Origin of the sequence: Lactobacillus sp. LL6 (assembly GCF_007570935.1) — a bacterium.
GTDB lineage: Bacteria > Bacillota > Bacilli > Lactobacillales > Lactobacillaceae > Lactobacillus.
Genome location: NZ_VLLR01000001.1, coordinates 1,403,999 through 1,417,655 on the forward strand (window position 1 = coordinate 1,403,999; position 13,657 = coordinate 1,417,655).

Below are 13,657 nucleotides of genomic sequence, written 5' to 3' on the forward strand. Positions count from 1 at the left end.
TTCGAAGTGATTCTAAATGCTTTTGTGGGGTTTAGTGAAATTGTAGATGAGAGGTAACAGTATGAGAAGGTCTAGGATAAGACTTTAAGTCTTGGGCTGATACCCAATAATCGGTTCCCTTAACTCGATAAGAATAAGTGTTTTGATTTGGTAATATATTTGTATCATCAATAATTAATTTTTGTCCACTTTTATATGTTTTAGTAGTTTGTTTACCTAACTTATTCCAAGTATGGGCCACTTTTCCTATACGTGGTTTTATTATTACAGTTGCTTCGGTAGATATTAATCTATTATCGTCCCCGTTAATACTTTTAACATTAATACATTTAATGTAGCCTTTATTACCAATACTGTAATAATAATTTCCTTTTATTTTTGTATAAGCTAACCAATAAGGAATTATATTATTGTTTACATCATTGTCATAAAAGTAATATCTTTTTGCTTTTTGAATGGGCTCTATTTTACCTTTTACCGTTAATTTCTGGGATTTCTTTATAAGGGCTTTTTTGCCCTTATATTTCTTTAGCCTTTTTCCATTTTTATCATAAACATAGGAGTTATGATTCAAGCGCAGTTTAACAGTAGTTTCTTTAGTGCTTGTGGTAGAAGCAGAAACGTAGTTAGAGTTATTAGTGTTAATTGCAACTACGGATAAGCTTCCTAGGGTAAGCGCCGTTGCTCCGATAATGATTTTTTTATTTAATTTCATTGTTTTGCCTTTCTTTATTGATAATAAAAGGCAAGTCCAATATGGAACTTGCCTAAAACAAAGTATTTACTATTCTTGAACTACATAATCAAATTTCAATTTATTAGAAACATAATTTGTTCTTGGTTTAGCTTTCAAATCCTCAGAAGAAACCCAATAATCTGTCCCTTTAATATGATAAGAAAAGCCACCAACTTCTCCTAGAACTCCAGTATTATCAACAATTAATTTTTCGTTTTTTCTAAGAACCTTATTTGTTGCCTTTCCTGTATCATCTGTTGCATATGTAGTCGTCTTACCCAAAAACGGTTTTACAATTACGGTTGCTTGTGAAGGGATAATACTATTTCCATTAATACTTTTAACATTTATGCATTTAATGTAGCTACCATTACCAAGGTTGTAATAATAGTCGCCCTTTATTTTCTTATATTGCATCCAATATGGAGTAGAATGTTTTCCGCTATCAGTCACAATATAAAAATAATATCTTTTAATTTTTTGAATAGGCTCTATTTTACCTTTTATCGTTAATTCCTGGGATTTCTTTATAAGGGCTTTTTTGCCTTTATATTTCTTTAGCCTTTTTCCATTTTTATCATAGATATAGGAGTTATGATTCAAGCGCAATTTAACGGTAGTTTCTTTAGTGCTTGCAGCAGAAGCAGAAACGTAGTTAGAGTTATTAGTGTTAATTGCAACTACGGATAAGCTTCCTAGGGCAAGTGCCGTTGCTCCGATGATAATATTTTTATTTAATTTCATTGTTGTTCCTCTTAAAATTCACTACCAAGTAATCTTATAAATTCGATTATATTTAGTTGTATAATCTTTGAACTACAACTTGATTAACACCTGTCAAGTCGTATTCTTTTTGTACGTTAGCATTATAAATATCTGTCATAATAAGTACCTCCATAACAAATATTAATACTTTTTTGACTACACTGTTATTATACAACGACTTTGTGAGCTTTATGAGATGTTTATGTTAACGTTTTCTAAAGTTTATTAAGTTTTTACTTATAGTAAAAAGCATCTAGAAATCATTCGAAGTGATTCTAAATGCTTTTGTGGGGTTTAGTAAATATTATTAAGAAAATCTACTTTTCATCATATTTGTCCAAATCAAACTGCTCAATTAAATCAGTTAATTTCTTAGCATAATCTGGATCGGTTGCATATCCATCTTGAACTAAGGCTTTAGCTTGTTTTTTATAATCTTTAGCTGCTAAGACATGTTTATATTGATTATGGTTCCAAGTGGTGCCATTTTGAAAAAGTCGTGCATGGGCGCGAATAGATGCTTCATAGGAATCATAAATTTGAAAACGTGCCTTTACATTGACCCATTTTCCTTTTACATATTCTTTAGTAGTTAAAACTGCAGAAGTATTTGGATTAGTACCTTTTACACCAAAGAGATTATTATATTTTTGTGCAAGTTCACTTTGTCCATAATTACTTTCAAGGCAAGCCTGCGCAATTGTAATACTTGGAAGCAAATCATAAGACTTATCAACTTGCTTAGCAATTGGGCCTACCTTTTTAATGAATGCTTTACGCATTCTCATTAAACGTGCTTGCTCTTCTTGACGCTGCATTTGTGCCATTCTAATCTGCTCTTGTTTTACAGCATAACGGCGATAATAATGAAAGCCTACAGCACCTATTCCTAATACGATAATTGTTAAACAAACTATAACAATAAATTTAACGATTGCTGCTTTTTTAGATTTCTTTTCTTTAGCCATAAAAATTCCCTATCTGTGTTTAATAACTAAATTATAGCGCAGATAATCATTAAGAAACAAAAAAAGAAGTCGTTTTCCAACGACTTCTTAAGTAGTGCGGGCGAGAAGACTCGAACTTCCACGACCTAATATTGGTCACAAGATCCTTAGTCTTGCGCGTCTGCCATTCCGCCACGCCCGCGGTACATGTAATAATATACATGTAATTTTGGATTTTGGCAAGTGTTTTTTGAAACTTTTTTCAAAAAATTTCATTTTTTTCTTTCAAGACTAATTTACCATGACATTTTCCGCAGACAAATCGCTTAGTATCAAGCTTTCTAACTCTAGGATAGATTGCTTTGCAATTTTTGCAAATATAAAAATATTTTTTATTTTGCTTTTGTCTTAAACCAATATCAGGAGCATAACGACTTCCACCAACTCGTTGAAGAAGAATTTTGAAATCCGCATCTCGATGTCGATAACCATGACCAGCCAAATGCAAATGATAATGACACAACTCATGCTTAATTATGCCAATTAAGTCTGCATGATATTTTTTCGCTAAAAAATGCTGGTTAATCTCAATATGATGGTCATCTAAGTGGTATCTGCCACCAGTGGTTCGCATTCTTTTATTAATTTTCACTTGGTGCAAAAAAGGCTTGTGAAAATAATTTATCGAAATATCTTCAACTAGCCTTTGTAATTCTTTTTGATTCATCGAATTAATTTTTGATACATCCCTGCTTGTTTTGGTGTTGAAATATGACGCTTAAGAGCAGTCACAATCTTTTCCTTAATAGAATGCTTTCCATTCATCCAAGTTCCAGTAAATAAGTGAATACTTTTAGATTTTGAACTTGGATTACATAAGATTCCATCTGGATAAATATGAACACCATATTTTAATCGTTGCTCAAAGTTACCTGTTTCAAGTCCATATTTTTTTACAATATCAGTCACAGAAAGACTATTCACTCCAGCCATTTGATTATTTTTATCAAAAGTAAATTCTCTATCTTTATAATAATCTAAAATGTCCTGCATGAATTGATGACCTTTTTCCGCACCAAAAATAGCAGCTGAAAGAAAGTCTTTATTTTCAAAACCAATAAACGCTCTATCATCAAGAAGTGAATCTAGCTTATCAATTACTCGCACATCAGTATCTAAATAAATTCCTCCTTCTTCAAAAATTGCTTTTGCTCGAATATAGTCAGATACAAAAGCCCACTTTTTAGCTTGATAGGCTTCTTCAATATAACAATTTTCATGCATATTAAAATTATCTTCATTCCATTCGATAATTTCATAATCAGGAAGTTTTTCTTTCCAAGTTTTAATACATTCTTGAATAAGAGGAGATTTTGGGTTTCTTCCTACCCATACATAGTGAATTTTTTTAGGAATCATTTTAGCCTCGCTTTAAAAAATTCTTGATTAGTTTCTTAATATCTTGATTAAAATCAAGCTTCATCATAAACATAATACCTAAATATACAATTAACATCACAATAGACTTAAATGCCATATTAAAAAAGGCCGACGGAATAAAATTCGGTAATATCATCCCCACCATAAATGTAATTATGGCAATTAAGAAATACTTAGGCACATCATGAAATACATACTTGAAATTATAACCATCTCTAACAACCCAAAGTCTTAAAACTAAAACTACAAATTCAGTAATTAAAATTGCAATCATTGCTCCTGTTGCTCCAAATGGCTTATCAAGTAAAAAACTCAAAACAATTTCAACGACTGCTCCAATTACAACTGGAAAGGCATAATCTTTATCACGGCGATTTGCTAAAGCAAACTGATTCGCAAATACTCCACCAGTTGGAATCATAATGATTGTTAAAGTGAAGAAAAACATCAATGGAATCATCGGAGTATATTTATTTCCAAAGAAAAATGGTACAAATTGCTTAGTATTTGCCATAATAATCACTGAAAAAAGTGTCCCTAACATAATGGTTGCTTCGAGCGATTTTTTCAAAACTACCTTTTGAGTTTCTTTTTCTTCACTCGCCATTTTAGGCATAATAACTAACGAAATACTCGTAATTACCCCTAGCACCATATTGGAAATTCTTTGTGAATTATCATAAAAAGCAACTTGAGTCGAATTTTGAAAAAGCCCCAAAAGAGGTTTATCAAGTGAAGTATAAATCTGAGTAGCAATTTGCGGTATCATCAAGATAACGATTGCTTTCAAAGTGGTTTTAAATTTATAAAAATGCTTTGCAGGTCTTCCAACATAACGATGAATATCAAGCCAAAACACAAAAGACCCTAGCATCGTTGAAACCGACATGATAAGCAAGTACTTCCATAAATCTCCCGGATTTTTTACTAAAAGCAAAATTAAAACAACACTGACAAGTTTCACCACTGTATTTTTTAATACAACTCTACCAAAATCAGCTAACCCTTGAAAAAACCAGGAAATATCAACTTGAGCAGAAACCAAAAAAGGAAGCATCAAAAGAATATAATTCCAATATTTAATTTTAAAAATACTACAAATCGAAATTGTTAGTAAAATTGTAACAACTCCTGCAATTCCCTGAAAATACCATAAGCCCCAAAACGTATTAGTTAAATCTTGAGGAGTACCGTGAACACGTGTCCTTGAAATTGTCCGCATTCCAATATAAGACAAAGACAAAATACAAAAGACCATTAAAAACTGCACAGTGTTATTAACACTACTATAAATTCCGTAAGTTTTAGGACCAAGAACCCGAGATAAATACGGAACAGTAATTAAAGGAACTAAAACAAGAAAGATTTGATAAATAGCATTATATAAAATATTCAAGAAAGTTCTTTTCATTTAATCACCTAAATATTTTGTCATGTAATCAAATACTTTATCTGAATAATTATCACCTTTAACTTGATTAGTTAAATCAAGCCAATATAATCTACGATTTTGTATCTGTTGATTATCTAAATTGTCTAAATTTTGCATCAATTCTCTTTGTGAATTAATGCAAATTCCCGGTGTAATTTCTTCATAGGGTCCCATTAAAAGTCCACGTGTTTTTTCGTATTGTTTCAAAAAATTCGTTACAAAAATAATTGGCTTATTCAAATGCAAGTAATCAAAATAAATTGAAGAAAAATCAGTCATTAAGAAATCTGTATTTCCTAATAATTCATACAAGTCATAATCATTATCAAATAAATAATCATTGTTCATGAAAGCAATATTTGAATACTTACTATTAAAATTATCAAACAATCGCATTTCATAAGGATGCAATTTAACAATTAAATATTGATGCCTCTTCTTAAGCTCCGCATTTAATTTTTTTCCATCAAAATCATCAAAAGCAAAAAAGTTCCCTTGCTTAATTTTTTCCATGATTGATTTATCTTCTAATTCATAACGAAAAGTCGGCATATAAATCCCGATTTCAGCATTACTATCTTCAGTATTAAATAAGTCTTTTAATAATTTTTCTTTTGGTATTATTGGATTTTTAAGTGCATCAAGCCTTGGAAAACCTATTTTTTTATATTTATTAGTTTCAATAGCCATGCAACTACTCATTAGTGTTTCATAAAGATCAGAGCTAGAAGTTACAATATCGGCTGTTTTGTGCCACAAATTTGCATTTCTTTGATTATCGCGGCGTTTTGTATTATTAGCCATAATTCCCATGCGCTTAAGTGGTACTCCATGCCAAAATTGCACATTTATTTGCCCTTTACGAGCCTTAAATGGCTGATGTGTAGTAATGATATATTTGGCTGCTCCAATTTTCTGCCAAGTTTTCCAATTTAAATGTGATGACGGCCATGGCTCAACTAATGTAACATTGTATTCTGGGTGATTTAGTTGTAAATATTTATAAAAAATATAACCATTGGACCCTGATCTCCCAGCTCCATTCAAAATAACAATATTATTATCTTCCATTGTTGTAAAATGGCTCAAAAACTTCATCCACGACAAATAAAGCCTAAACAAAAAACTCTTCATTAATTAATCTTCCATTCAAAAATATACTTATTAGTTAAGAGTACAAAAAAAGCTTGAGAAAACTCAAGCCTTTTCTAATTTATTTTGATAATTTTTATTCTTTGCCTAATTTTCTTTGGAAGAACTTCACAATTTCAACAATAATAATCATAAGAAGTCCAGCACACAAAATGACAAGCCATTGCATTCCATCTAGTTCAGTTACTTCAAAGAGTTTTGTCATAAATGGCAATTCAACTGATGCCATAATGATTGCTGCAATAATAATTGCCCAATTAAACCATTTATTTGAGAATGTATGCTTACTAAAGATTGATTGGTGAATATATTTAGAATTAATTGCATGGAACAATTGAATTAATCCTAAAGTCAAGAATGCCATTGTTAAAGCATCTGCGTGTTGCAAACTTGGATTATTAACATGTGGTCCTACATGAAGGCCTATTTGGTATGCACCAAGTACTAAAATACCTTCCAAGATACCTTGGTAAATAATTGAACTTGCTACACCACCACTGAAGAAGTTACTCTTTCTTCCACGAGGCTTACGTTTCATAATACCATCTTCTACAGGCTCTACACCAAGCGCAATAGCTGGCAAAGTATCAGTTACCAAGTTGATCCACAAAAGCTGCACAGGAGCTAAAATATCCCAACCAAGCATCGTCATCATAAAGACTGTTAAAACTTCACCTACGTTACAGCTCATCAAGTAAAGAATAGCCTTTTGAATATTACTAAAGACTTTTCTACCTTGCTTAACCGCTTCAACAATTGTCGCAAAGTTATCATCAGCTAAAATCATATCACTGGCACCCTTAGATACTTCTGTACCAGTAATTCCCATACCAATACCAATATCAGCTTGCTTAAGACTTGGAGCGTCGTTGACACCATCACCAGTCATGGCAACGATTTTACCATTTGCTTGCCATGCCTTAACGATTCTTACCTTATTTTCTGGAGAAACACGTGCATAGACGCTATAGTCTTGAACGTGCTTAATAAAGTAGTCGTCACTTAATTTATCAAGTTCAGCCCCAGTTAAAACACGCTCATCTTGACCAGGTTTTAAAATTCCAAGACGTTCTGCAATTGCTTGAGCTGTAACTTGGTGGTCACCTGTAATCATGACAGTTCTAATGCCTGCATTGTGAGCTTCCTCAACAGCAGCACGAGCTTCAGGACGCTCTGGATCAATCATGCCGACAAGCCCTGCAAAAATCAAATCCTGTTCTACATTTTCAGTTGTTGGATCTTCATAAGTTTTATCAACAATTTTATAAGCAAGTCCCAATACACGAAGAGCTTGTTTAGCTAAGTTTTGGTTAGTTGCTAAAATATTTTCCCTTTGCTTATCTGTAATTGGTGAAACTTGACCATCAATTTCAACTTGAGTAACACGTTTTAAAAGTTCATCTGGAGCACCTTTTACAGCTACATAATATTTATCACCGTATTTATTAACTGTACTCATTAATTTACGATCTGAATCAAATGGAACTTCTTGAACACGTGCATACTTTTTAAGCATGGCAGGAACATCAATTTTTTTATCAAATGCATATTGAATCAAGGCAGTTTCAGTAGGATCACCTAATAAATCACCTGCATTTTCAATTTTAGTATCATTGGCAAGAACCATTGAAAGAAGTGCTGGATTTGTTTCTGAAATAGCATCTTTATCTGGAAAAATTTGACCGTTGTAAAAGATTTTTTCAACAGTCATTTTATTTTGAGTTAAAGTTCCAGTTTTATCAGAACAAATAACATCAGTTGCACCTAATGTTTCTACAGCAGGTAATTTTCTAACAATCGCTTTATGCTTAGCCATTGTTTGAGTTCCTAATGCCAAAATAATCGTAACAATAGCAGGAAGGCCTTCAGGAATTGCAGCAACTGCTAATGAAACAGCTACCAAGAACATGTTGATCATGAGAGTAGAGTTTCTTTGAGCCGGATCCGCTTTTAAAACACCAACGATAAAGACAACCACACAGATTGCCAAAATCATGATAGTTAAAGTCTTACCTAGCTGATTTAAGTTTTCCTTTAAAGGAGTATCGGTTTCATCAGCATTATTAAGCATAGTGGCAATTTTACCAACTTCAGTGTGCATCCCTGTTCCAACAACAACACCTTCGCCTCGACCATAAGTAACATTAGTGTTGGAATAAGCCATATTTACTCTATCTCCTAGAGCAATATCACTACCTTCTAAAGTTTCAGCAGCCTTTTCGACAGGAACAGATTCACCAGTTAAAGCTGATTCTTCAATTTTTAAACTATATGCTTGACTTAAACGTAAATCTGCTGGAACTACGTCGCCGGCTTCAAGTAAAACAATATCCCCAGGAACTAATTCAGTACTTGGAATTTCAATAATTGCTCCATTACGCTTGACATGAGCATTAGGCGTGGCCATTTCTTTTAAAGCATCAATAGCAGCTTCTGAACGCGCTTCTTGAAAAACTCCTAAAATTGCATTCAAAACTACTACAATCATAATAATAGCTGCATCAGTCCATTCTTTAGCAACTACTCCCGAAAGAACAGCCGCAATAATCAAGACAATAATCATAAAGTCTTTAAACTGATCAATGAATCTCATGAACATTGACTTCTTCTTCTTTGAAGCCAAAGCATTCGGACCATATTTTTCTAGCCTTTTTTTAGCTTGATCTTTAGTCAAACCGTCGCTTAAAGAAGTATCAAAACTCTTTTCTACTTCAGAAATTGACTCTGTATAATAATTCTTCGCCAATTTTTTAACCTCCTATAACAAAAAAGAGACCTACATGCATATCGCACATAAGTCTCACAAATTAAGATAAGTCCAGAAGATTTTCTTCGGGTGTTGGGCTTATCGCATATAAGATGCCGTTACTCCCTTATGATCAATAATAATTATAAGGAAAAACAAACAACTATACAAGTTTAATTTTTATAAAAATCATCAAAAATAGTAACTGGCAAATGACGTTTATGTTCGCTCTTCTTCCATAATTTTTCAATTTGGTCAGCTGCTTTATCGCTAATTTCTTTACCTTCTAAATAGTCATCAATTTCTTGATAAGTAACACCAAGTGCAACTTCATCTGGAAGCTCTGGTTTGTCATCTTCTAAATCAGCAGTTGGAGCTTTTAAATAAAGGTGTTCTGGACAACCTAAATATTTAAGCATCGCTTTACCTTGACGCTTATCTAAGCGGAATAAAGGAGTAAGGTCAGCTGCACCATCACCATATTTAGTATAAAAACCACTAAAGTTTTCTGCAGCATGATCAGTTCCAACAACTGCACCCCTATTTGCGCCAGCAATCGCATATTGAACAACCATTCTTTGACGTGCTTTAATATTACCTTTATTAAAATCACTGATCTTTTGACCGCTAGCTTCAACAGCCTTAACCATGGCATCAACTGGTTCTTTAATATTAACAATTAAGTCTTGATCTGGATTTTGAAATTCAACAGCATCTGCAGCGTCTTGAGCATCAGCTTGAACACCATAAGGAAGACGAACAGCGATAAATTGGTAAGAATCATCACCAGTTTCTTCGCGCATTTCACTAATTGCTATTTGGCAAAGTTTTCCAGTTAAAGTTGAATCTTGTCCACCGGAAATTCCTAAAACATAAGACTTTAAAAAAGGATTTGCTTTCAAGTAGTCTTTTAAGAAATCTACTGACTTTCTAACTTCCTTTTCTGGATCAATTTCTGGTAAAACATGTTCATATGCGATAATTTTCTTTTGTAATTCTCTCATCGACCAATACTTCTTTCACGAATTTTACGACGAATATCTTGAATGAGGTTCATCTTTGACTCATATAAGTCCTGTGATAAATCTACTGGATATTCTTGTGGATTAAGACTTCTCTTATATTCATCCCATAAACCATCCAAGTTTTGTGCAACAAATTCTCGAATTTCTGTTAGCGTAGGTTGCTTATAAACTAATTCACCATCTTTAAATATATCTTGCAAAAGTGGAATAGCAGTATAATCAGTTACCACTTTATTAATATAATTATATTGCGGATGGAACATGAATAGAGCATTAAACTTTCTCGGATCTTCACTATCACGTGATACCCAATCACCTTCATTTTTCTTTTCAGTATTAGCACTGATTCTCCATACTTGCTTTTTACCCGGTGTTGAAACTTTAATTGCATTTGAAGAAATCTTCAAAGCATCACGCATTGCATGAACTTCATCTTCAATTGCAACAAGCTTATAAACTGCGCCAAGTGCAGGTTGATCATAAGCAGTGATAAACTTAGTACCAATTCCCCATACATCAATCTTAGCACCTTGCATTTTTAAGTTAGTAATAGTTGTTTCATCAAGGTCATTTGAAGCAAAAATTTTTGCATCAGGATAACCTGCATCATCTAGCTCTTTTCTAACTTGCTTAGAAATATAAGCCATATCTCCTGAGTCAATACGTACTCCTAAGAAGTTTATTTTATCTCCCATCTCTTTAGCTACTTTGATAGCATTAGGAACTCCGCTTCTAACTGTGTCATAGGTATCAACTAAGAAAACACAATCTTTATGAGTTTCTGCATATGCTTTAAAAGCTTCATATTCGCTACCAAAAGCTTCAACTAAAGCATGAGCGTGAGTTCCTGAAATTGGAATACCAAATAACTTTCCAGCTCTTACATTACTAGTTGAATCAAAACCACCAATATAAGCAGCTCGTGCGCCCCAAAGTGCTGCATCTGCTTCTTGAGCTCGGCGAGAACCAAATTCCATTATTTGGTCTCCATCTACTGCTAGTTTAATTCTTGCAGCTTTAGTTGCAAGAAGAGTTTGAAAATTAATTATATTAAGTACTGCAGTCTCAATTAACTGACATTGTGCAAGAGGTCCCTCAACTTGAAGAAGAGGCTCATTAGCAAATACTAATTCTCCTTCTTTCATTGAACGAATGTTTAATTTTAATTCTAAATTACGAAGATAATCAATAAAATCATCATCATAATTCCCTTGTTCTTTTAAATACTTTAAATCACTTTCGCTGAATTTAAGATTTTGCAAATATTCTATTACATGCTCAAGTCCAGCATAAACAGCAAATCCATTACCAAATGGTTCCGTACGATAAAACGCCTCAAAAACGGCATTACGATCAGCAATTCCTTTTTTGAAGTAGGTATACATCATATTGATTTCATATAGATCTGTATGTAGAGCCAATGAATCATCTTTATCTATTTCTGGGTAAAACATTGTTTTCCTCTCATAGTTCAATAAACGTTTTGCCTTTAATTATACGACTAGCCAGCTATATCGGCAATTATTCTACTAGTAGTTTTTTATAAACAGATTCAATTGATTGCAATTGATTTCTTACAGAAAAGTTATTCTCAGTATATCGCTTCTCATTAACTGCTATTTCTTGTAATTTTTCAGCATTCATATTAACTGCCTTTTTTATTTGCTTAGCAATAGAATCAATGTCTCCTATTTTAGCTACAAAGCCATGATTATCATCTGGAATCATCATTTTAATATCACCAACATCAGTTGACAAAATTGGTACTAAATTATCACTAGCTTCAAGTAAAACCAACGGAAAGCTTTCAGAATAAGACGTTAAAGTTGCCAAATCAGTTCTTCTATATAAATTATTTAATTCATTTTGATTCAAAAAACCATGAAATGTAACTTGTGGAGCAATTTGCAAGTCATTAGCTAATTTTTTTAAGTTTTCAAGCTGACTACCATCTCCTGCAATATGTAAACGAACATGCTGGTCATCAACTTTTTTCAAAGCTTTTAATAAAAGCTCTTGACCTTTTATTTTTTCAACACGGGCTACATTAATTAAATTGAAATAAGGATGTTCATACTTAGCGGGAATCTGATTATCAGTACGAAAGAATATCCCATTATATATAACATGAATTTTATTTTTATTAATATGAGTTTTATTTATCAAAAGATTTGCAAAACGTTTAGTTACAGCAAATACACAATCTGCCTTTTTTAAGGCATGAATATTTAATTTCGTAAAAATCGCTCCAATAATGCCTCGTCCTTCAAAATCTAAATATGGATTAGAATGAACTGTTATACACCATTTAGCATTGATTTTTTTATAAATCATTGCTAAAAATAAATTTGCACGAGCTCCATGAGTATGCACAATATCATAATGGCCTTGATTAATAAATTGTATTAATTTTTTTAAGCTATTTATATCATACCGACTTTTAGCACCTAATACGTAGGTATCAATTCCTGCTATTCGAGCACTTTTAGCAACGGGACCTTCAGAAAGAGTTAATAATTCAAAGTTTTTATTTTCTTTTTTTGCTTCTGTAAGCAAATTAACAATATGAGTTAAGCCGCCACCATTTTCTAAGCCAGCATTAATATGCAAAACTTTCACAATTATTTGCCTCTTTTCGATTTTTTAACTTCTATTACAAACTTCGGAAGTACCATCATTCTTCCAATCCTTGATGGTTCTTTAAGCAAACGATAAAACCATTCTAAATGCAAATTTTGAAAAAATTGCGGCGCTCTTTTACTCATTCCAGAAAAAACATCAAAACTTCCTCCAACCCCCATCATTAAAGCTGGAACATTTTCTTTTCTTAGTATTGATAATAACTGTTCTTGCTTAGGAAAACCTAAGGCTGCAAAAACTAAATCCGGTTTTGCTCGGCGAATCCTGCGAGCCACCATTTCTAAATCTTCCGTAAAATATCCATCTTCTGCACCAACTAAATTAGTTCCAGAATATTGGTGAGCAACTTTTTCCTGAACAGCATGAATTACTTGAGGTTTTGCTCCAATTAAATATACTCTCAACCCTTTATCATCTGCCAACTTCATTAACCAAGTAAATAAATCATACCCAGTTACTCTTTCAGGTAAGGGGGTTTTTAAAATTTTAGCCCCTTTAATAATTCCTATTCCATCGGCAGTAATATAATCAGCATCTTCTTTTAATATTTTCATAAATACAGGATTTTCATTAGCTGCCATAACTATTTCAGGATTTGCAGTTACGACAAAAGTCGACTGATGATTATTAATTCTATTCAAAAATTCTTCTTGAAATTGTTTAAAATTCTTATTATCAAAATTTACACCCAGAACATTTACTTTATCCATATAAAAACCTCTTATTGTTTTTTATTTTAATTCTATCAAAAATCACGTGAAACATTAGTAAATT

At 32.5% G+C, this 13,657-nt stretch carries 12 protein-coding genes and 1 tRNA gene; all 13 read right to left on the minus strand.

All coding sequences use genetic code 11. The annotated features are described in order from the left end of the window. Nucleotides 1-31: 31 nt before the first annotated feature. Nucleotides 32-715, minus strand: a complete 684-nt coding sequence (locus tag FOD82_RS06635) for an SLAP domain-containing protein (protein ID WP_144355692.1) — start codon at nt 713-715, stop codon at nt 32-34. Nucleotides 716-784: 69 nt separating this feature from the next. After that, nucleotides 785-1,480 carry an SLAP domain-containing protein gene (locus FOD82_RS06640; RefSeq protein WP_144355693.1) on the minus strand — a complete coding sequence of 232 codons (696 nt, stop codon included), beginning with the start codon at nt 1,478-1,480 and terminating at the stop codon, nt 785-787. A 338-nt stretch (nt 1,481-1,818) separates the two neighbouring features. After that, a complete protein-coding gene (locus tag FOD82_RS06645; protein WP_144355694.1) occupies nt 1,819-2,469 on the minus strand; it encodes a glycoside hydrolase family 73 protein in 651 nt (216 codons plus the stop codon). A gap of 95 nt (nt 2,470-2,564) precedes the next feature. Beyond that, nucleotides 2,565-2,650: transfer RNA gene (locus tag FOD82_RS06650), tRNA-Leu, on the minus strand. 60 nt (nt 2,651-2,710) lie between these two features. Then, a complete protein-coding gene (locus tag FOD82_RS06655) occupies nt 2,711-3,175 on the minus strand; it encodes a SprT family protein (RefSeq protein ID WP_144355695.1) in 465 nt (154 codons plus the stop codon). Further along, the gene (locus FOD82_RS06660) at nt 3,172-3,867 is read right to left on the minus strand and encodes a glycosyltransferase (protein WP_144355696.1); all 696 of its coding nucleotides are present in this window, start codon (nt 3,865-3,867) and stop codon (nt 3,172-3,174) included. Before FOD82_RS06660 ends, FOD82_RS06655 begins: the two co-directional genes overlap by 4 nt. A gap of 1 nt (nt 3,868) precedes the next feature. Beyond that, the gene (locus tag FOD82_RS06665; RefSeq protein WP_144355697.1) at nt 3,869-5,299 is read right to left on the minus strand and encodes an oligosaccharide flippase family protein; all 1,431 of its coding nucleotides are present in this window, start codon (nt 5,297-5,299) and stop codon (nt 3,869-3,871) included. Then, a complete protein-coding gene (locus FOD82_RS06670) occupies nt 5,300-6,454 on the minus strand; it encodes a CDP-glycerol glycerophosphotransferase family protein (protein ID WP_144355698.1) in 1,155 nt (384 codons plus the stop codon). A 94-nt stretch (nt 6,455-6,548) separates the two neighbouring features. Further along, nucleotides 6,549-9,218 carry a calcium-translocating P-type ATPase, PMCA-type gene (locus FOD82_RS06675; RefSeq protein ID WP_144355699.1) on the minus strand — a complete coding sequence of 890 codons (2,670 nt, stop codon included), beginning with the start codon at nt 9,216-9,218 and terminating at the stop codon, nt 6,549-6,551. 173 nt (nt 9,219-9,391) lie between these two features. Beyond that, nucleotides 9,392-10,222 (minus strand): ammonia-dependent NAD(+) synthetase, encoded by an 831-nt coding sequence (gene nadE / locus FOD82_RS06680; RefSeq protein WP_144355700.1) that lies wholly within the window; start codon nt 10,220-10,222, stop codon nt 9,392-9,394. Next, complete coding sequence (locus FOD82_RS06685) at nt 10,219-11,697, minus strand: nicotinate phosphoribosyltransferase (RefSeq protein WP_144355701.1); 1,479 nt, start codon at nt 11,695-11,697, stop codon at nt 10,219-10,221. Before FOD82_RS06685 ends, nadE begins: the two co-directional genes overlap by 4 nt. Nucleotides 11,698-11,764: 67 nt before the next feature. Continuing rightward, nucleotides 11,765-12,862, minus strand: coding sequence for a glycosyltransferase (locus FOD82_RS06690; RefSeq protein ID WP_144355702.1), 1,098 nt, complete (start codon nt 12,860-12,862; stop codon nt 11,765-11,767). A 2-nt stretch (nt 12,863-12,864) separates the two neighbouring features. Further along, on the minus strand, nt 12,865-13,593 hold the full coding sequence (locus FOD82_RS06695) for a WecB/TagA/CpsF family glycosyltransferase (RefSeq protein ID WP_144355703.1): 729 nt from the start codon (nt 13,591-13,593) through the stop codon (nt 12,865-12,867). Between the last annotated feature and the right edge of the window lie 64 nt (nt 13,594-13,657).